Source organism: Vibrio sp. 10N.286.52.C3, from assembly GCF_041468865.1.
GTDB classification, from domain to species: Bacteria; Pseudomonadota; Gammaproteobacteria; order Enterobacterales; family Vibrionaceae; genus Vibrio; species Vibrio crassostreae_C.
On the sequence record NZ_JBFRJM010000005.1, the window covers coordinates 40,027 to 63,448 of the forward strand.

Annotated in this window: 16 protein-coding genes; 13 read left to right on the forward strand and 3 right to left on the reverse strand. The window is 45.8% G+C overall.

What is annotated here, in order from left to right; genetic code table 11:
* Position 1: 1 nt before the first annotated feature.
* On the reverse strand, positions 2-1,126 hold the full coding sequence (locus AB4138_RS02615; protein WP_102393170.1) for an efflux RND transporter periplasmic adaptor subunit: 1,125 nt from the start codon (positions 1,124-1,126) through the stop codon (positions 2-4).
* 271 nt (positions 1,127-1,397) lie between these two features.
* On the reverse strand, positions 1,398-1,739 hold the full coding sequence (gene erpA, locus AB4138_RS02620) for an iron-sulfur cluster insertion protein ErpA (protein WP_004734539.1): 342 nt from the start codon (positions 1,737-1,739) through the stop codon (positions 1,398-1,400).
* 296 nt (positions 1,740-2,035) lie between these two features.
* Here erpA and hemL point away from each other — a divergent pair, with 296 nt between their 5' ends.
* The gene (gene hemL / locus AB4138_RS02625) at positions 2,036-3,331 is read left to right on the forward strand and encodes a glutamate-1-semialdehyde 2,1-aminomutase (RefSeq protein ID WP_010436060.1); all 1,296 of its coding nucleotides are present in this window, start codon (positions 2,036-2,038) and stop codon (positions 3,329-3,331) included.
* Between the two features lie 140 nt (positions 3,332-3,471).
* Here hemL and AB4138_RS02630 read toward each other — a convergent pair whose 3' ends face one another.
* Complete coding sequence (locus AB4138_RS02630; RefSeq protein WP_004734537.1) at positions 3,472-3,597, reverse strand: hypothetical protein; 126 nt, start codon at positions 3,595-3,597, stop codon at positions 3,472-3,474.
* 76 nt (positions 3,598-3,673) lie between these two features.
* On the opposite strand from AB4138_RS02630, the gene AB4138_RS02635 reads away from it, so the two are divergent.
* The 12 genes from AB4138_RS02635 to AB4138_RS02690 all read left to right on the forward strand — a co-directional run bounded on the left by AB4138_RS02635 (position 3,674) and on the right by AB4138_RS02690 (position 23,359).
* Entirely contained in the window at positions 3,674-4,759 is a 1,086-nt protein-coding gene (locus tag AB4138_RS02635) for an AI-2E family transporter (RefSeq protein WP_017059406.1), read from the forward strand.
* A 110-nt stretch (positions 4,760-4,869) separates the two neighbouring features.
* Entirely contained in the window at positions 4,870-5,892 is a 1,023-nt protein-coding gene (gene rsmC / locus AB4138_RS02640) for a 16S rRNA (guanine(1207)-N(2))-methyltransferase RsmC (protein WP_017066801.1), read from the forward strand.
* A gap of 216 nt (positions 5,893-6,108) precedes the next feature.
* Positions 6,109-9,498: a response regulator gene (locus AB4138_RS02645; RefSeq protein ID WP_372304917.1), complete on the forward strand. Its 3,390-nt coding sequence runs from the start codon at positions 6,109-6,111 to the stop codon at positions 9,496-9,498.
* A gap of 711 nt (positions 9,499-10,209) precedes the next feature.
* Entirely contained in the window at positions 10,210-11,892 is a 1,683-nt protein-coding gene (locus AB4138_RS02650; RefSeq protein ID WP_017056650.1) for an ABC transporter substrate-binding protein, read from the forward strand.
* A gap of 169 nt (positions 11,893-12,061) precedes the next feature.
* Positions 12,062-13,048 carry an ABC transporter permease gene (locus AB4138_RS02655; protein ID WP_017059409.1) on the forward strand — a complete coding sequence of 329 codons (987 nt, stop codon included), beginning with the start codon at positions 12,062-12,064 and terminating at the stop codon, positions 13,046-13,048.
* A gap of 2 nt (positions 13,049-13,050) precedes the next feature.
* Complete coding sequence (locus AB4138_RS02660; RefSeq protein ID WP_017056648.1) at positions 13,051-14,076, forward strand: ABC transporter permease; 1,026 nt, start codon at positions 13,051-13,053, stop codon at positions 14,074-14,076.
* A gap of 2 nt (positions 14,077-14,078) precedes the next feature.
* Positions 14,079-15,062 carry an ABC transporter ATP-binding protein gene (locus tag AB4138_RS02665; RefSeq protein ID WP_017063265.1) on the forward strand — a complete coding sequence of 328 codons (984 nt, stop codon included), beginning with the start codon at positions 14,079-14,081 and terminating at the stop codon, positions 15,060-15,062.
* A gap of 87 nt (positions 15,063-15,149) precedes the next feature.
* Positions 15,150-16,145, forward strand: coding sequence for an ABC transporter ATP-binding protein (locus AB4138_RS02670; RefSeq protein WP_017059411.1), 996 nt, complete (start codon positions 15,150-15,152; stop codon positions 16,143-16,145).
* A 98-nt stretch (positions 16,146-16,243) separates the two neighbouring features.
* On the forward strand, positions 16,244-17,965 hold the full coding sequence (locus tag AB4138_RS02675) for a glycoside hydrolase family 9 protein (RefSeq protein ID WP_017063263.1): 1,722 nt from the start codon (positions 16,244-16,246) through the stop codon (positions 17,963-17,965).
* A 2-nt stretch (positions 17,966-17,967) separates the two neighbouring features.
* A complete protein-coding gene (locus AB4138_RS02680) occupies positions 17,968-18,852 on the forward strand; it encodes an N-acetylglucosamine kinase (RefSeq protein WP_017066804.1) in 885 nt (294 codons plus the stop codon).
* A 12-nt stretch (positions 18,853-18,864) separates the two neighbouring features.
* On the forward strand, positions 18,865-20,826 hold the full coding sequence (locus AB4138_RS02685; protein WP_372304919.1) for a beta-N-acetylhexosaminidase: 1,962 nt from the start codon (positions 18,865-18,867) through the stop codon (positions 20,824-20,826).
* Between the two features lie 127 nt (positions 20,827-20,953).
* Positions 20,954-23,359, forward strand: coding sequence for a GH36-type glycosyl hydrolase domain-containing protein (locus AB4138_RS02690; RefSeq protein ID WP_372304923.1), 2,406 nt, complete (start codon positions 20,954-20,956; stop codon positions 23,357-23,359).
* Positions 23,360-23,422 lie beyond the last annotated feature (63 nt).

The window sequence follows — 23,422 nt, forward strand, 5'->3', positions numbered from 1 at the left end:
CCTACTCTGCGGTTACGTTAGAGAGTTCAGCGACTTGCTCAACAGCAATCACCGAATCACCATCACGCACAAACCCTTGGCCTACTGTGATGATATCGACGCGTTGACCTAGCCCCGTGAGCCACACTCCATCTTGTTCGGCCTTTACTAGCTGAATGCCTACAAACTTCACCGTTGGTGAGTCATCGACTGAAACCAAGGTTTTGACCCCTAGGTTACCCGCCTCATCCAATGCTAGCATCGCCGGTGTTATCTTTATTGCATCTCTTGTTTCTAGGTTGAGTTTAACTTCGGCACTGACACCTGCTGGTAATAGGCCTTTAGAGTTATCGATTTCTATCTCGATTGGGAAGGTATTAGTAGCAACAGAAGAGATACGAGAAACATAGCGTAAACGGCCTTCCGCTTCTTCTCGCCCTAACAAACGAACCAAAGCAGATTGATTGACTAGCAAATGTTGGATATGACGCTCACTGACATCCGCCTCAATAACCAAAGGATCGAGGTCAATCACGCCAGCAACAGGATCGCCAACACTAACGAAATCACCGAGCTCCACCATCAAATCTTGAACCACACCCGAAAAAGGCGAAGTAATCACAGTATTCTTTAAAGCCAACTCCGCATTGCGCATCATGGCTTTTGCTTCTGTTAATGAAGCCTCAGCTGTGGTGTAGGCGATTTCACCTTGCAGTCCTCTTTTCTTCAGTGACTGCGCCGCTTTGAACTCTTTCTGCTTCAAGCGATATAACGCAGATGCTCGCTCTAGTTGAATCTCTAAATCACCCTTATCTATCTGGGCAATGGCTTGTCCTGCTTTAACCACCCTCCCCTTAACAACATTCAATCTGACAATCTTACCCGCGACTTCTGCACCTAGACGAGCATGCCTATCGGGCGCCGTTCTTCCATAGAGATCAATCGTTTTAAAGGTCGGTGATGAGGTGAAGGTTTGAAAGGAAACCTTAGCCAGCGGAATTTCTGTTGCTTTTTTCTCAGGCGACTCTTCTGCTTGCCCTACGCCTAAACCAAGCCAGATCGACAACAACACGACTAGAGTCAGAGAAACCAGCCACGGCTGCTTCAATTTCTGAAAAAGTGGTGAGTTAGAAAATAGAGTGGGCATAACAAATCCTTTTGTCCGATGTCATTCAGGCGCGCTAGTTGGCTTAATAGCGTGATGTGCAACTTCCTTATGCACAAAGGTAACCTTAACAGACCAATCCTCAACGAAGTTGGACGCTATCGACAGTTTAAAAAATATGCCGTGTACTAAAAATGAGAGGAATGCTTTGAAAAGTAATAAGTTACTAAGTAAAAACAAAAACGCCGAACATAAGTTCGGCGTTTGAAATGTATCTAATACAGCTTTGAGCTCAAGCTATTTTCAACTCATGCTATACGCTGAATGATGCGCCACAACCACATGTTGTTGTAGCGTTCGGGTTGTTCACAAAGAAGCGTGCGCCTTCTAGGCCTTCAGTGTAATCAACCATGCCGCCCATTAGGTATTGTAGGCTCATTGGATCAACAACCAGCGTTACACCGCTGTTTACAATTGTAGTGTCGCCATCATTTACTTTTTCATCAAATGTGAAGCCGTATTGGAAACCGCTACAACCACCACCTGTAATGTATACACGCAGTTTTAGTTCTGGGTTTTCTTCTTCAGCAATTAGCGTTTGTACGCGGGTAGCTGCTGCATCAGAAAAAGACAATGGGATATTTACTTCGCTCACGACAACCTCTCTTACCTGTGTCAAAAACAACATGATACAAATCTAATTCGAGACCATAGTTGTTGAGTATTTTCTTATATTCCGGTGATTATCTAATACCTGACTGAAACGTTCAAGTATTCACCACAGGATCGGTCCTTTTACTGCTGTAAACTCGCCAATATCTAACAATTAAAACGTGTAACCACACAAAACAACCAGATTCGGGTGATTATCTGGGCGAAAGCATTCCTAGTTGGATTAGGGATAGGTACAATGCGTGCCAATTGGTCCGACAGTCAAAAGAGGATATATCAATGACCAAATCAGCAGAGCTGTACGAAAAAGCACAGCAAACCATTCCTGGTGGCGTAAACTCTCCAGTTCGTGCATTCAATGGCGTAGGTGGTTCTCCAATCTTCGTTGAACGCGCTGATGGCCCACTTATTTTTGATGCTGATGGTAAAGCGTATATCGATTACGTTGGCTCTTGGGGTCCAATGATCCTTGGTCACAACCACGCGGTTATTCGTGACGCAGTTATTGCAGCAGCTCAACGCGGCCTTAGCTTCGGTGCTCCAACCGAAACTGAAATCAAAATGGCTGAACTGGTATCTGAGATGGTTCCATCAATGGAACAGCTACGTATGGTGAGCTCAGGTACAGAAGCAACAATGAGCGCGATTCGTCTAGCTCGTGGCTTCACTGGTCGTGACAAAATTCTTAAGTTTGAAGGCTGCTACCACGGCCACGCAGACAGCCTACTTGTAAAAGCTGGTTCTGGCGCACTGACTTTAGGTCAACCAAGCTCTCCAGGCGTACCGGCTGATTTTGCGAAACTAACGCTAACAGCAACCTTCAACAATCTAGATTCAGTACGTGAAATCTTCGCAGCAAACAAAGGCGAGATCGCTTGTATCATCGTTGAGCCAGTAGCGGGTAACATGAACTGTATCCCTCCTGTAGAAGGCTTCCACGAAGGTCTACGTGAAATCTGTGATCAAGAAGGTGCATTGCTAATCTTTGATGAAGTAATGACAGGTTTCCGCGTTGCTGAAGGTTGTGCTCAGGCTTACTACAACATCAAGCCAGACCTAACGTGTCTTGGTAAAGTGATTGGCGGCGGCATGCCTGTCGGTGCTTTCGGTGGTCGTAAAGACGTGATGCAATACATCGCACCAACTGGCCCTGTTTACCAAGCGGGTACGCTTTCAGGTAACCCTGTTGCAATGGCTGCTGGCTACGCATGTTTGAACCTTCTACGAGAAGAAGGCAACGAAAAGCGTCTAGCTTCAAAAACTAAGCAGTTGGCAAAAGGCTTCAAGCAACTTGCTGACAAGCACGGCATCCCGATGCTAGTTCATCAAGTTGGCGGTATGTTTGGTTTCTTCTTCACTGACCAAGAAACTGTGACGTGCTACGAAGATGTAACTAAGTGTGATGTAGAACGCTTCAAGCGCTTCTTCCACCTAATGTTAGATCACGGTGTTTACCTTGCACCTTCAGCATTCGAAGCAAGCTTTACTTCTCTTGCTCATGGTTCAAAAGAACTTGATGCAACACTAGAAGCTGCTGACCGCTCTCTTGCGATCATTGCTGCTGAAAGCAAATAATCGAAAGCACTTTATAAGTCGCTAACCGATTGAATTTAGGGCTGCATTAAATGCAGCCCTTTTTTATATATCGCGCTCACCAGCCACAAATATGACAGCTTATTTAGCCGTCGACTAAGGCTAAAGCTGAACCAAAAGCATTAACGTTCCCAGAAAAGGAAAACCAACAACATCAAGGTACCAAGGAACATTCTGAACCAAGGGATCTCTTTTTTTGTTTGCTGTTCTTCGTCTTGGCATTTCTTATCTTTATTACAGCATCCCATTATCAAAACTCCTCATTGCTAACTCTCTGTTTTGCAGCCATTATAAACTCAGAACGCAAATATAGAGACCATTACCGTGTCAGAAAAACTCAAAATCAATTCCAGCCACTGGGTGATCATCATTGCCCTACTCGCGGCGGCTTATGCTTGTTACTTGCTTATCGAGCCATACGTTAACTCTATCGTGATGGCCTTTATCATTTCACTATTGATGTTCCCAATCCATGAGTGGCTTGAAAAAAAGCTCCCGAATAAAGAAAACATCGTCTCTCTGCTGTCTTGTATCATACTGACCTTCATTATTGTTATCCCTTTATTGGCAGTATTCGCAGCAATTGTTCAGCAAGGTTCTCTGTTCTCTCAGAATACTTACCAATGGGTGACCCACGGTGGCATTCAGACTCTGTTTGCTCATCCGTTAGTGGTCAAAGCGCTGTCATTTGTGAATAACTACCTGCCTTTCGACAACATTGAGCCCCAAGCCATCGCACAAAAAGTCGGTGAGTTTGCGACCAGCTTTGGTTCTAAGCTAGTTGGTATCAGTGCCAAAATCTTAGGTGACGCAACCAATTTCTTGATGGATTTCTTCTTGATGCTGTTCGTTTTGTTCTTCTTATTAAGAGATCATGACAAAATCATCAGTGTGGTTCGTCATATTCTGCCGCTGTCTCGTAGCCAAGAAGACAAACTTCTAACAGAGATAGAACAAGTATCTAAATCAGCAGTAATGGGCTCATTCTTAACCGCAATCGCGCAAGGTTTTGCCGGCGGTTTAGGTATGTGGATTGCCGGTTTCCCAGGTCTATTCTGGGGTACTATGATGGGCTTTGCCTCTTTCATCCCAGTTGTGGGTACCGCATTAATCTGGATTCCAGCAGCAACCTACTTGTTCCTAACTGGTGATACCACGTGGGCGATTTTCCTAACGGTTTACTGTGTAGCGATTGTTGGTTCAATTGATAACCTTCTGCGTCCGCTGCTAATGCAAGGCAGTGCAGGCATGAATACCCTGATGATCTTCTTCTCACTATTGGGTGGTATTCAACTGTTTGGCCTAATTGGTCTTATCTACGGACCATTGATTTTTGCGATTACCATTGTCCTATTCAACATCTACGATGAAGAGTTTAAGGACTTTTTAAACCAGCAAGACAAGAGTTAACGAACTTGACGTCAACTTGATTGGCGAACCCGTATTAAACACTTCAAGCTTTGGGCGGATTATGCGAAAATCTGCCCTCATTTTTTGCTAACGATTCAACAGAGTGTCCTATGTCAGCTTATATTGCACCAAGCCAGATTGCTCAACGCCAACTCGCCTACTTTGAAGGCAAACATGTTTTAGTTGCCGGTGAGGCAGAAGACTTGTTCCCTGTTGAGTTAGCGAAGCATTGTGAATCTGTCTCTGTGTTTACTTCTAATTACAGCTACTACCGTCAATTAGAAGGCTACAACACCATCCAACGTTTTTATGGTGCGGAGTTTACCGAAGAGACCAAAGCCGACTTAGTGATGTTGTACTGGCCAAAAGCCAAAGCGGAAGCGGAATTTTTGTTGGCGATGCTATTTGCCAAGCTAGGCAAAGATACCGAGATCGTCGTGGTTGGTGAAAACCGTTCAGGCGTGAAAAGCATCGAGAAGATGTTTGCTCCTTACGGCAAAGTTGTTAAATACGATTCAGCGCGTCGTTGCTCTTTCTACTGGGGTCAATGCTTCGAGCAACCACAAGCGTTCAACCTGCAAGACTGGTTTAAGACCTACACGGTTAACATTGGTGAGCAATCACTTACGGTAAAAAGCCTTCCTGGCGTCTTCAGTCACGGTCAATTCGATGTCGGTAGCCAACTTCTGTTGGATACTCTGCCAAAACTAAAAGGCAAGGTACTGGATTTTGGCTGTGGTGCAGGCGTATTGGGCGCGGTGATGGCATCTCGTAACCCAGATATCGAACTAGAAATGTGCGACATCAGTGCATTTGCCGTGGCATCAAGCCAAGCAACGCTAGAAGCGAATGGTTTAACGGGTAAAGTCTTCGCATCCGATGTCTATTCTGATACTGCAGAAGACTATCAGTTCATCATCAGTAACCCACCATTCCATTCAGGTTTAGACACTAGCTACAGCGCGACTGAGACCTTACTTTCTCAGGCTCCTAAGCATTTGAAGCGTTCTGGTGAGATGATTATTGTTGCGAATAGTTTCTTAAAATACATTCCAATTATTGAACAAGCGTTTGGAAAATGCGCGACTCTAAATAAGACCACTAAATTCGCGATCTATCACGCAAACAAATAACCTCTCTAGCACAGCGCAGGGTCATTATCTGCGCTGTCTGTTCATATTTTTGTCAAAACTCTATAAAAATGAGCTTTTGCACACGCTTTAAATACCACTTACTTGTCAAAGTAAAAAAACTCGTTAATTTCGTTAAATTGGAACCCGTTAATTCTATTCTCTGTACTTGTTTTCGCCCCTTTTAGCAGTACATCAAAGGAAAGTAGTACCCAATTTATGTTTAGATTCTATCGTAAGCAGAAGTTTAAGCGCCTTCAAAATACCCTAATGCTGGCATTTCTTGTCCTCAGTATTACCCCTGTGACACTTATCGCGATATTTTTCCTCCAATCGCACAGTCAGGATCTCCAGGAACAAAGCACCTCACACCTTGTTTCGGTTCGTGATACTAAGCAGCAGCAAATTGTCGATTACCTACAAGCTCAAGAATCCCAAGTGATGGGCTTTGTTCGCTCAGAATTGGCCAATGCCAGTGGCGGGCGATTTTATGGTTTGATCAATGCATTTCAACGATTGGGGTTAGATATTGACGAGGCACGCAGTAATGCGCAGCAGCGCTACATTCAGGGGTCTGGCGATCAAATCAAAACGTCGATCCTCCCTGAATCCAGCAGCTTTATTGGCAGCGAGCGTTATCGCCTGCTCCACAAGCGCTACCATAATGCTTACCTAGAACTGCTTAAACGCTCTGATTTTGACGATATTCTCTTAGTTGATATCAACGGTAACGTCGCTTATTCCGTCTTTAAAAATGACGATTACGGCACCAACTTGCTGACTGGCAAATACAAGGATTCCAACCTAGGTATTACCTTTCAACGACTAGCCAAAGACGTAACCGACCGACGCAAATCTAACGAAGATTACACGCCGGTTATCGTTTCTGACTTTAAAGACGAGAATGGCAAACAGACCGCATGGCTAGGCGCACCTATCGTTCAACAAGGCTACCTACACAGTTACGCGATGTTTAGGCTACCAATCAACGGCATTACTAAGTTGATTGCGGATCTCAACAAGAGTTCGAATATTCAAACGCTGCTTGTAGGTGATGATCACCTGCCGCGTAGCCTTGCTCATTCACAAGAATCTATCAACTTGAGCCTAGATGTTGTCGATAAAGCATTGGCTGGCGAAACAGCGGTTGGCACCTTCGACAACACCCTAGATCAAGCGATCATCGCGGCATATACGCCAATTGAGCTGAAATACGCAACATGGGCTCTTGTCGTAGAGCTGCCAGAGAAAGAGGCGTTTGCCCGTATTCATCAGTTAGAAAAGATCTTCGTGATCGTGATGCTAACGGCGATCATTCTCGTAGTCGTTGCATCGCACTATCTGTCTAACTTCATCACATCCCCACTGCTTAAACTGACGTGGGCTGCCGAAAAAGTATCGGCGGGTGATCTCGATGAAACCATGATCAATACCGAGCGCAAAGATGAGATAGGCCGACTCGCGGTGAGCTTCGAAAGAATGCAGCGATCTATTCGTGAAAAAATGCAGCTCATCAAAAGCCAAAACGATGAGCTTGAGGACAACCTTAAGACCATTCAAAAGCAAAACGAAGAGTTACAACTGGCCAATAAACTCAAAGATGAGTTCTTAGCGACTACTTCACATGAATTGAGAACACCACTGCATGGCATGGTGGGTATCGCTGAAGCGTTGATATCTGGAGCGAACGGCCCTATTCCAGCAAACCAGAAGTATCAGTTAGATATCATCATCAATAGCGGTCAGAGATTGGCGACCTTGGTTGATGATCTGCTTGATTATCACAAGATGCGCTATGGCAGCTTAGATATTAAGAAATCAGCCGTTGATTTGTCGGCAGCCACCAGCTTGGTCCTAGAGTTGTCTCATCACCTATTGGGCAATAAGCCAATCCGTATTATTAACCAAGTCCCAAGTGATTTAGATCTGGTTTCATCGGATCCTCAACGACTTGAGCAAGTGATGTATAACTTGGTCGGCAATGCCATCAAGTACACCTCAGAAGGTAAAATTGTTATCTCTGCCAGCGTTATCGATGACAACATTCGTGTGCAAGTTGTCGATACTGGCCAAGGTATACCGGCCGAGTACCTTGAGCACATCTTTGAGCCATTGATTCAAGCAGGCCAAGATGCGAGTAACTACCGCCAAGGTGCAGGGCTTGGACTATCGATCAGCCGTCAGTTGATCGAGCTAATGGGCGGTTCACTGTACGTAAGTAGCCAACCAATGCTTGGCACTACGTTTAGCTTTACCCTGCCCCTAGCGACTCAAGGTGAGCTGGACAGTTACAACGAATCCGGTCATTACTCGCACTTCCAAGCGCCTGATTTAATTGATAACAGCCAACAAGAAAACAGTGTTATCAGTGAAAACCCAGATGGCCCGTTATTGGTTATCGCCGATGATGAGCCGGTTAACCTGCGAGTATTAGACAGCTTCTTGAAGTTAGAAGGTTATCGAGTACGTACTGCATGTGATGGCCCTGAAACCATTGAACTGATTGAAAAAGAGAAGCCAGAGCTGCTTCTACTCGACATCATGATGCCAGGAATGAGCGGCTATCAGGTTTGTGAAGCACTGCGTAAACAGTATGACCATGCTCAGTTGCCAATCATCATGCTAACAGCCCTCAACCAAGCAGAAGACCGTGTTCGAGGTTTCGAAGCGGGTGCCAATGACTACTTGTCTAAACCGTTCAACAAACAAGAATTAGCGGCTCGAATAACAGCGCATCTATCAGCAAGTAAAGCTGAACAGAGACGCCTTGAAAACGACCAACTGCAACTCGAGCTCAAACATAGAGCGATGGTTGAAGCTAACTTGCTAGAAACTCAAGGCCGCTTACTAGAGCAACTAGAATCGGCACCTGAAGCCATCATCTGTATTCGTGATGACCAACGCATTCGCTTTGCTAACGAAGCCGCAGCTAAGCTATTCAGACGCGGACAGGAACAACTCAAACGCTCAATGGCGGACGAGATCATTGCGCCTAAATACCTTAAGGTAGAACAAGCCCACTACTGCGGTGATATTGATATCTATATAGACGACACACGTCAGCGCATACCAAGTGACATCCTTAAGCTGCCTGAAGGCTCAGGGCTCGACACCATGTATATCTTCAATGTAGGTGGTGGTGTTAACTCAAACCGAATCAATAACCTTGAAACGGCGGTTGAAGCTCTCTCTAGTTATGCCTTTGAAGGCGACAAAGATAAGTTACAGCAGCTTAAAGAGCTTGGCGGAGAATTTACTCGTCTTGCTGACAAGGCAACCGGTGAAGGTAAAAACAAGCAAGAGTTAATGCGTGAGGTACTGGTCGATGCGATGACGAATGCCATCATCTACTGGGAATCGGTGACGGGTGAAACCAAGTTTGCTTTCGCCGAGAAGAGTGGCTTGTGGCGCGTCTACTTAGACCGCAGTACGCTGCAAACTCGAACGCTAGACAAATACCTACGCGTAGAAACCCTACCGAAAACGCCTCGCTGGCGAACGGTACTGAGCTCAATCGAATTCATTCTGGAACACTGCAAAGAACAGACGCCAGAAAGAACCCATATTGAGATGCTGAGGGATAAACTTCAGAAACTACTGACCAGTTAAACCCTGAACCAACATCACGATACTTTGAATAATGGAGCCCACCTAGCGTGGGCTTTTTTGTACGCCTAATAATCACAAAAAGTAGAATCCCAACGCTTGCAACGCACTTTTTTTACGCCTTTAAACAAGGGGAAATTCACGCTAATTACTCACAGTGCGTGCTGGTAACCGTCAGTACTTTTCGTTCTATTCTCAATCATATCTGACCGTTACCTGACTCTTTGTTGCAGTTTGAGAAGCGAGTCACAACAGAACGGCAGATTTAATTTTCTAGGGAAATTTAACGTAAAACTGGCAAGTGACCGAGATCTACAATTATACCAACGTAGGGTAATGCATTATAATAAAAAGCCTTTAAAGTTAGTGGCCACTTACAACCTGCAAGAACCTCAAAACCAAATGCGAGTCACATCACTTTAACAATTGCGTACAAAAAACCACCAAAGCAACCTATTTTGACGTTAATGACGTGGGGTTGTGTGTTTTTAACGTTTTTGACGGGAAACGAGTTTGATTAATTCATCGATAAGGTGTTTTCTTACTCCTGCCAAAGGCCTACAGGCCACTCTTACCACTTCTCAGAATCAACGATGAATCTGGAGCAACGAAGAAGAGGTAGGCCTTTAACCAGAGTGTGTATCTACTAAACAATTTAGCGACAGATAACATTCAATCCATTAGTGAAATGAAAGCAAATAGTAAGGAACAGCTATGCTTGCCAATATAAAAAAAACAGCAATAGCAACAGCAATTATTGCAACTGCTACAACAGGTTTTGCATCAGTAGCAACCGCTGCAGAACGCAGTGAACTGACCGTTCACCCGAAAGAGTACACTACATTCGTACGTAACTTTAACCCGTACCTTGGTGCTACTAACCTACATACTACAACTGACTTCATGTATGAGCCGCTAGTAGTATTTAACGAAATGCACGGTAACACTCCAGTGTTCCGTCTAGCTGAAAACTTCAAGATGTCAGATGATCTGATGAGCGTTGTTTTCGACATTCGTAAGGGTGTTAAATGGTCTGACGGAGAAACTTTCTCTGCTGATGATGTTGTTTTTTCTTTCAACCTTGTAAAAGAGAAGCCAGAGCTTGACCAATCTGGTATCAACTCTTGGGTAACTTCTGTAGAAAAACTGAACGACAACCAAGTTAAGTTCACACTAACAGAAGCAAACTCAAACGTACCTTACGAGATTGCTAAAGTACCTGTAGTACCTAAGCACATCTGGAAAGACGTTAAAGATCCATCAACGTTTACCAATGAGAACCCGGTAGGTTCTGGTCCATTTACAGAAATCGATACGTTTACAGCGCAGCTATACATCCAGTGTGCAAACCCGAACTACTGGGATGCAGACAACCTAGATGTTGACTGTCTACGTGTTCCACAAATTGCGAACAACGACCAATTCCTAGGTAAAGTTGTAAACAGTGAAATGGACTGGACGTCTTCTTTCGTTCCAGATATCGATCGTACATACGCAGCAGCTAGCCCTAAACACCACTACTGGTACCCGCCAGCAGGTACACAGGCATTCATCGTTAACTTCAAGCATCCTGATGCTGCGAAGCATGAAGCATTGAGCAACGTTGACTTCCGTCGTGCTTTCTCTATGGCTCTTGACCGTCAAACTATCATCGACATCGCATTCTACGGTGGCGGTACTGTAAACGATTTCGCATCGGGTCTTGGCTACGCGTTTGAAGCTTGGTCTGATGAAAAAACTCATGACAAGTACAAAGGCTTCAACACTTACAACGCTGAAGGCGCGAAGAAGCTTCTTGCTGACGCTGGCTTCAAAGATGTAAACAAAGATGGTTTTGTTGACACTCCATCAGGCAAGTCTTTCGAACTAATGATTCAATCGCCAAACGGCTGGACTGACTTCAACAACACAGTTCAACTAGCGGTAGAACAGCTAAACGAAATCGGTATTAAAGCAAAAGCTCGTACACCTGACTTCTCTGTTTACAACCAAGCAATGCTTGAAGGTACATACGACGTAGCATACACAAACTACTTCCACGGTGCGGATCCATACACGTACTGGAACAGTGCTTACAACTCATCACTACAATCTGGTGATGGTATGCCTCGTTTCGCAATGCACTTCTACAAAAACGACAAGCTAGATGGTCTTCTAAACAGCTTCTACAAAACAGCTGATAAGAACGAGCAGCTAGACATTGCACACGGTATCCAGCAAATCATCGCTGCAGACCAAGTGACAATCCCTGTGATGTCTGGTGCTTACATGTACCAATACAACACAACTCGCTTCACTGGTTGGTGGAACGAAGAAAATCCAAAAGGCCGTCCAAACATTTGGGCTGGTATTCCAGAGCGTCTACTTCATGTACTGGACCTAAAACCAGTTAAATAAGTAATCGTTCAATCCTTGCGGCGTAACCTCTTACGCCGCTTATAAAAATCCCCACACTCTCAATTGAAAGTATGGCGCTAGTCGTCAGGGGGTTTTTCGTTCCAAATTTCGCTAGGAGCGACCTGAATCCAGAAACAGGGAAACAATCTGGGTGAGTAAGGTGTGAGTTATGGGTTATTTTTTAAGACGTTTGTCATTTTATTTTGTCGCGCTATTAGTTGCTGCGACGTTAAACTTTATTATTCCAAGAGCAATGCCTGGTGACCCAGTTACCATGATGTTTGCGAACGCTTCTGTACAAGTTACTCCAGAGCGTATTGCTGCAATGAAAGAACTATTAGGCTTCGTTGATGGTGGCTACTTAGTTCAATACGTGGCGTACATGAAGAACATTCTTAGCTGGGAACTTGGTACATCAATTCAATTCTACCCACTTTCTGTAAACACACTGTTGGGTGGAGCATTCGGTTGGTCGCTTTTCTTAGCCGGCACCGCAGTTATTCTTTCTTTCTCGATTGGTTCAATCCTAGGTATTTTCGCAGCGTGGAAACGCGGCAGTAAGTACGATGCCTTCGTAACGCCAGGGATGCTGATTCTACAAGCCGTTCCTCAAGTTGTTATCGCGATGATTGCACTATTTACCTTTGCAATTGGCTTGAAGTGGTTCCCAACAGGGTATGCCTACACCGCTGGTACTATACCTGATTGGACAAGCTGGGCATTCATTAAAGATGTCGCTTACCACGCCTTCTTACCACTGTTCTGTGCTTCTGTTGTTCAAATTGGTGGCTTCCTAGTAAACATGCGTAACAACATGATCAACCTATTAGCCGAAGACTACATCACCATGGCGAAAGGCAAAGGCCTGAGCGAAAACCGAGTGGTATTCAACTACGCAGCTCGTAACGCGATGCTACCTAGTGTGACAGCCCTGTCAATGTCGCTAGGTATGGCAATCGGCGGTCAGTTAATTATCGAAATCATCTTTAACTACCCAGGTCTTGGCAGCGTACTTTTCAACGCAATTAACGCTCGTGACTACCAAGTACTGCAAGGTCAGCTGCTTATCATGACGCTATTCATGCTGTTCTTTAACCTAGTTGCAGACATGCTTTACGTTGTTCTTGACCCTCGTCTTCGTAAGGGTGGTAAATAATCATGAAAGACTTTTTAAAACTCATTTGGCGTAACCCGATGGCCCTAACAGGCGTCATCATCCTAAGTATTTTTATTCTTGGCGCGATTGCAGCTCCATTAATCACCAAACATGTACCAGACAAGCGTACAGGTAACCCACACGAATATCCTGGTTTCGTGGTGAAGTCTGCACAAACTAACCCTGATGGCTGGGTTGCTCAAAATCTAGCAGACGACCGTCGTACATTGATCATGTCTAAAAAGGCAGACCACGTACTAGGTACAACTCGTATGGGTCGTGACGTTTGGTCTCAAGTGGTATACGGCGCACGCGTATCTCTTGCTGTAGGTTTTGGTGCGGGTCTAACCGTATGTTTACTCGCAACTGTTATTGGTGTTTCTGCAGGTTACTTCGGTGGCCGTGTCGATGACGTTCTAACAGCCGCAATGAACATCATGCTGGTAATCCCTCAATACCCATTACTGTTCGTAGTAGCAGCCTTTATCGGTGAGGCAGGGCCACTCACCATAACCTTGGTTATCGGCTTTATGTCTTGGGCTTGGGGTGCCCGTGTTGTTCGCTCCCAAACCTTAGCACTGCGTGAAAAAGAGTTTGTAAAAGCCGCTGAAGTTTTGGGTGAATCTTCATTCCGCATCATCTTCGTAGAGATTCTGCCAAACCTTATCTCTATCGTTGGCGCAAGCTTCATCGGTTCGGTGATGTACGCAATCATGATGGAAGCAACCATCTCGTTCCTAGGTCTTGGTGACCCGAACACAATCAGCTGGGGCATCATGCTTTACAACGTTCAAACCTCTTCATCAATGCTGATTGGCGCTTGGTGGGAACTGCTGGCTCCTTGTATCGCACTGACACTACTTGTAACTGGCCTTGCTCTACTTAACTTCGCGGTCGATGAAATTGCTAACCCGCAACTGCGTTCTCACAAAGGCATGAAGCGTTGGAAGAAACTAGCAGCTCAAGACAAAGAAGAACGTGAACCAGAACTACCACCACAAAATGCACTTTGGAGCGGAGATAAATAATCATGTCTGAACCACTAATTTCTATCCGCAACTTATGCGTGGATTACATCACAGAGTCTGGCGATGTTCGTGCGTGTAACAACGTAAGTTTCGACATCGCTCCAGGTGAAGTCTTCGGCCTAGCTGGTGAATCTGGCTGTGGTAAATCAACGGTCGCTTTCTCTCTTATGCGTCTTCATAAGCCGCCCGCTTACATCAGTGGTGGTGAGGTTATCTTCAACGGTGAGAACATCCTTGAATACAGTGATGACCGTATGCAGTCGTTCCGTTGGAGCGAGATGTCGATGGTATTTCAGAGCGCGATGAACGCACTCAACCCAGTACTACCGATGGAAGAGCAGTTCTGTGACGTAATCATGCGTCACACCAACATGACTCGTGAGCAAGCTAAACAACGTGCTGAAGGTCTACTTGAAATCGTAGATATTCACCCGAGCCGATTGAGTGATTACCCTCACCAATTCTCTGGCGGCATGCGTCAGCGCTTAGTTATCGCTATCGCGTTAGCACTGAATCCAAAGCTGATCATTATGGATGAGCCGACAACCGCACTTGATGTGGTTGTGCAACGCGAAATCCTACAAAAGATCTATGCACTGAAAGAAGAGTTTGGCTTCTCGATTCTGTTCATCACCCATGACTTGTCATTGATGGTCGAGTTCTCTGACCGCATCGGCATCATGTACTCAGGTGAGCTAATCGAAGTAGCTAACTCTCAAGATATTCTAGAAAACCCTTACCACCCTTACACCAAAGGGTTGGGAAGTTCTTTCCCTCCACTGACAGGGCCAAAGACAAAGTTAGCAGGTATTCCGGGTAACCCTCTGAACCTGTTAGAGATCCCTGAAGGGTGTCGTTTCCAAGCTCGTTGTGACCGTGTACATGAAAAGTGTACCAAGGTGCCAACCAAGCTGCGTTCTATCGACCCGGGACATTTGTCTAACTGCCACCTGTACGGTGACCCAATAGTACAAAGGAAGCTATAGCTTGCACGCTGACTCAGCGTGAATAACGAACAAGGCGGCTCGACCGCCTAAAAACAAGCAAAGCGAATAAGGATTCTGGAGACAATTATGAGCAAAGATTTCGGTCAATTATTGGTAGAAGGCAAGAATGTCGTAAAAGACTTCCCAATAAGCAGTACCACCATTCAAACCCCAATGATGCGTGCGATTAACGACGTGTCATTCAAGATGTACAAAAGCCGTGGCCTAGCAGTGGTTGGTGAGTCTGGTTCAGGCAAATCAACAACCGCAAAAATGATCGCAAAAATGTACGCACCTTCAGGCGGCACGATCGAATACAAAGGTCGTGATATCCAAGAGATCTCAAGCAGAAAAGATCTTATGCACTACCGTGAAGGCGTGCAGATGGTATGGCAAGACCCGTTTGGTTCATTGAACCCAACGCACAATATCTTCCACCACATTGCTCGACCACTGTTGATCCACAAGAAAGTATCTCCGGGCAACAAGAAAGAGCTAGAAGAACGCGTTTACGATCTTTTAGAGCAAGTAGGTCTCATTCCGCCAAAAGAGACGGCGAAGAAATACCCTCACCAACTGTCTGGTGGTCAGCGTCAACGTGTCAACCTAGCCCGCAACATCGCGGTAGGTGCCGAAGTTGTACTAGCCGATGAGCCAACTTCAATGCTTGATGTATCGATTCGTGCCGGTGTTTTGAACCTAATGGAAGAGATGAAGTTCGAGAAGCAAATGTCTCTGCTTTACATCACTCACGATATCGCAACCGCTCGTTACATCGCTGAAGACCTTTCGGTGATGTACGTGGGACACATGGTGGAATGGGGAGATACCGATGACGTGATTGCTAACCCTCAGCACCCATACACCCAATTGCTTGTTTCGGCCGTTCCAGATCCTAAGAAGTCGATCCACGAGCAACTTGCAGGCAACAAAGGTGAGATTCCTCTGTGGACACCAGTATCAGCAGGCTGCCCATTTGCAGGCCGATGTACTCACGCAATGGATAAGTGCAAAGAGCAGCTACCAGGGGTTACGCAACTCGCTGATAACCACTTTGTGCGCTGTTACCTACACGAAAGCTAAGCAATAAAACCCAAGTTAGGGTCTTCGGACCCTAACTATTTATATCCAAAACATTCAAGTACCTAGCCAATAGAAACTAGGACTGTCGGAGAATATTGATGCTGTTATTGACCAACCATATTGGCTATGAGTCCACAGGCCCGAAGCAAGCTATCCTACAAACTAAGAAAGCTCGCCTATCAAGCACTACGGCTCTACTCGTCTGTGCTGACAACCATATGACTGTCGGAAATTTTGATGTGGTTAAACAAGGCCGCGTAGCAAATTGGCATCAAGGGCAATTCTTCACTATTGATTTCAGTTCAGTCACTGAATCTGGTCGCTACTACCTACGTTTTGACAACCTGCGTTCAGAAGTATTTGAGATTGGTAGCAACCTATTAATGAACCACACGTTTTCTGATGTGCTTCATTACTTTAAGTCACAACGCTGTGGCGGGATTTTCGACAAAAAAGATCGACAAGCACAAATTCTAGGTACCGACCGATACGTCGATGTCCACGGTGGATGGTATGACGCATCAGGTGATGTCAGTAAGTATTTTAGCCACCTGTCTTATGGTAACTACCTAAACCCACAACAAATTCCGATGGTCGTTTGGAACATGCTAAAAAGCGTACGCTTGACTGGCCATAACCCAGACTTCCCGAAATTCTCCATGACTCGTCTAACGGAAGAGGCTCTGTTCGGTGCCGACTTCTTAGTGCGTATGCAAGACGCTGACGGATACTTCTATATGACGGTATTCGACAAATGGAGCAAAGATATCAACCAACGCGATATCTGCGCTTATGCGACTCAAGAAGGTCATAAATCAACGGACTTACAAGCGGGCTACCGACAAGGTGCAGGTGTTGCTATCGCAGCATTAGCCGCAGCTTCTGAGCTTGAAATCTCTGGCAGCTACTCGAGCCACACATACCTTGAAATGGCGGTTAAGGGTTACTGGCATCTAAAAGAGTACAACCTCCAGTATCTAAACGATGGTGAAGAGAACATCATCGATGAGTATTGCGCCCTACTCGCAGCCAATGAGCTGTATCGCGTAACACAAGACCAGCAATACCTATCAGAAGCAAGAACTTGGGCGACTCGTTTAATCTCTCGTCAGCAATCCGATGATTCATTTGAGCACTTCTGGTCGGCAAACTCTGATGGCTCTCGTCCATACTTTCACGCAGCTGAAGCCGGTCTTCCTGTGATTGCACTATGTGAATACATCGACAACGAAACCGATGCTGAATTAAAAGAACAGGCGCGCACAGTTGTTGAACAAGCTTGTCAGTTCGAAATCAACATCACCGACAAAGTCACCAACCCATTTGGCTATCCAAGACAATACGTTAAATCTGTCGATGGTGATAAACGTGATGCCTTCTTCGTCGCTCAACAGAACGAAACCGGTTACTGGTGGCAAGGCGAGAACGCACGCCTTGGCTCACTCGCAACCATGGCTTACCTAGTTCAACCGCACATTAAAGATAGCGAACTTCAAGAGCGCTTAATCCAGCTTTCACAAAATAGCCTTGATTGGATCTTGGGCCTCAACCCATACCACATGTGCATGCTCGATGGTCATGGCCATAACAACCCAGACTACCTACCTCAGCTTGGGTTCTTCAATGCGAAAGGCGGTATCTGTAATGGCATCACAGCTGGTTTTGAAGATGAACAAGACATTGCGTTCAATCCACCAGCACAAAAAGATGACATGCTTCAAAACTGGCGCTGGGGTGAGCAATGGATCCCTCATGGTGCGTGGTTCTTATTAGCAACCGCTGCACAGTTCAACTTCTTAGCTCAGCGTAAGGAGCAATAATAATGACTCTTTACTACGTCGGTATTGATGGTGGTGGTACTTCTTGTCGTGCTCGTATTCGTGACGCTCAAGGCAAACTGATTGGTGAAGCGAAAAGTGGCAGTGGCAACATCCTTTTGGGTGTTGATGTTGCGATGAGCTCAATTATTGATGCCATCACAAAAGCGGCACAACAAGGGCAACTCAACTCAGACCATTTTTCAAATATGCATGTTGGCCTAGCGCTGGCTGGCGCTGAGCAAAAATCAGCATGGTTCGACTTCATGGCTCAACCACACCCTTTCGCAAGCATGACACTAAATACCGACGCTTATGGCGCTTGCATTGGTGCTCACAATGGCCAAGACGGCGCAATCATGATCGGTGGTACGGGTTCTTGCGGTATCTTCCTAAAAGACGGTGAGCAATATGTGGTTGGCGGTCGTGAATTTCCGATTTCAGATCAAGGCGGCGGCGCAGTCATGGGCTTACGTTTGATTCAACAAGTCTTGCTTGCAGAAGACGGTATTCGCAACAAAACCCCGCTGACTCTACATGTGATGAATCACTTTAATAATGATGTGGATGCCATTGTCGAATGGTCAAAAGGTGCTATTCCAAAGGATTACGGTCAATTCTCACCAGTTATTTTTCAACTCGCTAACGAAGGTGACGAACTGGCTATCGATATGCTCAAGCAAACCGCGGCTGATATCGAAATGTTTGTCTTAGCACTGCATCGAAAAGGCGCTGACAAGGTGTGCTTAATGGGAAGTATCGCTGAGCGTATTCTCAACTGGCTATCACCACCAGTACAACAATGGATCGTTAAACCTCAATTCGACGCTATTGAAGGCGCATTGATGTTTGCCGGAAAACCACAACACAACTTGTATCAACAGGCTTAGCAGGGAAGTTATATGAATTATCGCATCGACTTAGCTGTTCTTTCTGAACAAAAAAATAACTGCCGATTTGGCCTTACGGTACATAACTTAAGTGACCTCGACGTAAAAGATTGGTCTCTGCACTTTGCATTTGATCGTTTCATCCTTCCAGAGAGTTTATCGCAAGGAGAGCTGACTCAAGTTGGCAGCTTTTGCTCATTCACACCAAGTTCGTCAGTGTTAAAGGCCAACAACCATTACTACCTTGAATTCAGTATTCAAAGCGCACCATTCCGCTTCTATTCTGATGGCCTTAACGATGCCTTTATCCAGTCACATCATAATGGGGAAACATCGGTACTGCCTGTCGCGATATCACCCATAGTACTGGCTTCGCCATACCGTGAACGCAATCAAATACCTGAAGTTAACGCTGCTGAGATTGCATTGATTCCTCAGCCTAATCAGATCGAATTTCAGCAAGGTAGTTTCGCGCTAAGTAACTTCGCGCTAAATAACGACTGCAGAATTGAGGTTCAATCTCATCTTGCTGATAAGGCAGTCTCTTGGTTCCAGCAAGAGTTGCTCTCGACCTTTGAGCTGTCTCTTTCGACCGCGCTTTCAGCTGAACTTTCAAAAGACGAAAGCGGCAACATTCTATTTCGCAGCAACCCGACGTTAGATGAAGCCGAATACAAACTGACCATCACTGCACAACAGATTATTGCTGAATCAGGCAGCCAGTCGGGCTTTACACACGCTGTGGCAAGCTTGATTCAACTAGTTCAACAACTGGACGCAGAGAACTTCTCTCTACCATGTTGCAAGATAGCCGACCAACCGCGCTTTAAGTACCGCGGCATGATGTTGGACTGCGCTCGTCACTTCCACTCAGTAGAGCAAGTGAAGCGTTTAATCAATCAACTGGCGCACTACAAGTTCAACGTATTTCATTGGCACCTAACTGACGATGAAGGTTGGAGAATTGAGATAAAGAGCCTGCCACAGCTAACAGAAATTGGCGCTTGGCGTGGCCCTGATCATGCACTAGAGCCGCAATATACCCACATTGCGGACAACTATGGCGGCTTCTACACACAACGACAGATTCGCGAAGTCATTGAATACGCAGAGCAACGCAGCATCACGGTGATCCCAGAGATCGATATTCCGGGACACTGCCGTGCCGCAATCAAATCACTGCCTGACATGCTGGTAGAGCAAGCGGATACCACTCAATACAAGAGCATTCAGCACTACAACGACAATGTACTAAACCCAGGTTTGCCCGGTACTTACCAATTTCTAGATGCAGTTATTGAAGAAGTCGCAGAGCTATTCCCGAGCGAATTGATTCACATGGGTGCAGACGAAGTGCCACCCGGTGTGTGGACCAACAGCCCTGCTGCTCAAGCATTGATGAAAGAACACCAGTACCAAGACAGCAAAGACCTACAAGGCCACCTATTCCGCTATGCCGAAAACAAGCTTAAGCAACTCGGCAAACGCATGGTCGGCTGGGAAGAAGCACAGCACGGCGACAAAGTGAGTAAAGAGACCATCATCTACTCATGGCTCAGTGAAGAAGCGGCTGTCAATTGCGCTCGCCAAGGCTTTGATGTGGTGTTGCAACCTGCACAGTTTACCTATCTCGACATGACCCAAGATTATGCACCGGAAGAACCGGGCGTAGATTGGGCTGCCGTTATCCCATTAGAACAAGCTTATACCTACGAAGCACTTGCTGAGGTATCCGACACCGACCCAATTCGTAAGCGGATCCGCGGAATTCAGTGTGCTCTATGGTGTGAGATCGTCACCAACCAAAAGCGTATGGATTACATGGTATTCCCAAGAATTAGCGCTTTAGCTGAAGGATGTTGGACACATAAAAACAACCGAAACTGGCTAGATTACCTATCTCGCCTAAAGGGGCATCTGCCATTACTCGACAAACTCAATGTTGATTATCGCAACCCTTGGAAAGCTCAATAAAACAAACCAAAGCGACACTCATATCGAGTGGTTGCTGACTCAAATTAAGGTGCTCAGTTAGATACGACTCAGCATCACTATTTAAAAATTAGCTGCATAGATGCAGTTTGTTAAAAAGGAAATGACAATGAAATACGGCTATTTCGATAACGACAATCGCGAATACGTCATCACTCGCCCTGATGTACCAGCACCTTGGACAAACTACCTAGGTACTGAAAAGTTTTGTACCGTGATTTCGCACAATGCGGGCGGTTACTCGTTCTACAATTCTCCGGAATACAACCGTGTTACTAAGTTCCGTCCAAACGGCACCTTTGACCGTCCTGGACACTATGTGTACCTGCGTGATGATGAGACAGGTGATTACTGGTCTATCTCTTGGCAACCAGTGGCAAAGAGCCTAGATGAAGCGAACTACGAAGTTCGTCACGGCCTGTCATACTCAAAATTCAAATGTGAATACAGCGGCATTACCGCAACCAAGACGCTATTCGTACCTAAGGGTGAAGATGCAGAAGTTTGGGACGTTGTATTAAAGAACAACACTGACAAGCCACGTACTATCAGCACTTTCTCGTTTGTTGAGTTCTCTTTCAGCCATATTCAATCAGACAATCAAAACCATCAGATGTCTTTGTACTCTGCGGGCACGTCTTACCAAGAAGGTGTTCTGGAATACGACCTGTACTACAACACTAACGACTTTGAAGGCTTCTACTACCTAGCTTCAACTTTCTCACCAGACAGCTACGATGGCCAACGTGACAACTTCCTTGGTATGTACCGTGATGAAGCAAATCCAATTGCGGTTGAAAACGGTAAGTGTTCTAACAGCGCTCAAACTTGTTACAACCATTGTGGTTCTCTGCACAAGCAATTTACGATTCAACCCGGTGAAGAAGTTCGCTTTGCGTATGTACTCGGTATCGGTAAAGGCAACGGTGAACGCCTACGTGAGAAGTACCAAGACACAGCAAACGTAGACGCCGCTTTCCAAGGCATCAAAAATCACTGGGACGAGCGTTGCAACAAATTCCAAGTTAAGTCGCCAAACGAAGGCTTAGACACAATGATCAACACGTGGACGCTATACCAAGCGGAAACCTGTGTGGTTTGGTCACGCTTTGCATCATTCATCGAAGTTGGCGGTCGTACTGGTCTTGGTTACCGTGATACGGCTCAAGATGCTATTTCAGTACCCCATGCCAACCCACAAATGACCAAGAAACGTATTATCGACCTGCTTCGCGGCCAAGTGAAAGCGGGCTACGGTCTACACTTGTTCGATCCTGACTGGTTCGATCCAGAGAAAGCCGACGTTGAGCCATCAAAATCACCAACAGTTGTTCCAACACCGTCAGATGACGACAAGATCCACGGCATTGAAGACACATGTTCTGATGACCACCTATGGATCGTTCCGACCATTATCAAATACGTAATGGAAACCGGTGAGCACGACTTCTTCGATGAAGTGATTCCATACGCAGACGGTGGCGAGGCGACAGTTTATGAACACATGAAAGCGGCACTGAACTTCTCTGCTGAATACGTGGGTCAAACGGGTATCTGTAAAGGTCTTCGAGCTGACTGGAATGACTGTTTGAACCTAGGTGGTGGTGAATCTTCAATGGTTTCATTCCTACACTTCTGGGCGCTACAAGAATTCCTAGATCTTGCTAAGTTCCGTAATAACGATGCTGACGTTGCGAAATACACTGAAATGGCTGCTAACGTTCGCGAAGCATGTGAAACGCATCTTTGGGATGACGAAGGTGGCTGGTACATCCGTGGTCTGACTAAAAATGGCGACAAGATCGGTACAGCACAACAAGCTGAAGGTCGTGTGCACCTTGAGTCAAACACGCTCGCGGTTCTATCTGGTGCGGTATCTCAAGAACGCGGTGAGAAAGCGATGGACGCAGTCGATGAGAACCTATTCTCTGAATACGGCCTACACCTAAACTCTCCATCATTTGCAACACCAAACGATGATATCGGCTTCGTAACTCGCGTTTACCAAGGCGTAAAAGAGAACGGCGCAATCTTCTCTCACCCTAACCCATGGGCCTGGGTAGCAGAAGCGAAACTAGGCCGTGGTGACCGTGCGATGAAATTCTATGACGCACTGAACCCATACAACCAAAACGACATGATTGAAACGCGTTACGCAGAACCATACTCGTACGTGCAGTTCATCATGGGTAAAGATCACCAAGACCACGGCCGTGCAAACCACCCTTGGTTAACCGGTACCTCTGGTTGGGCTTACTTCGCGGTAACCAACTTCATTCTTGGTGTTCGTACAGGCTTTGAAGGCTTAACGGTTGATCCTTGTATCCCGACTGATTGGCCAGAATTCGAGGTTACTCGTCAATGGCGTGGCGCAACTTACAACATCACAGTGCAAAACCCGAATGCAGTAAGCAAAGGCGTTGCCTCTATCACTATCAATGGTGAATCAGTTGAAGGCGCTATCCCAGTACAAGCAGAAGGCAGCGTGAACGATGTTGTCGTTGTTCTAGGCTAGTCACGCAATTTAACGAACAGCTCTTGTCTCAAGTCTTTACAGGCTTGAGACAATGAGACTAAA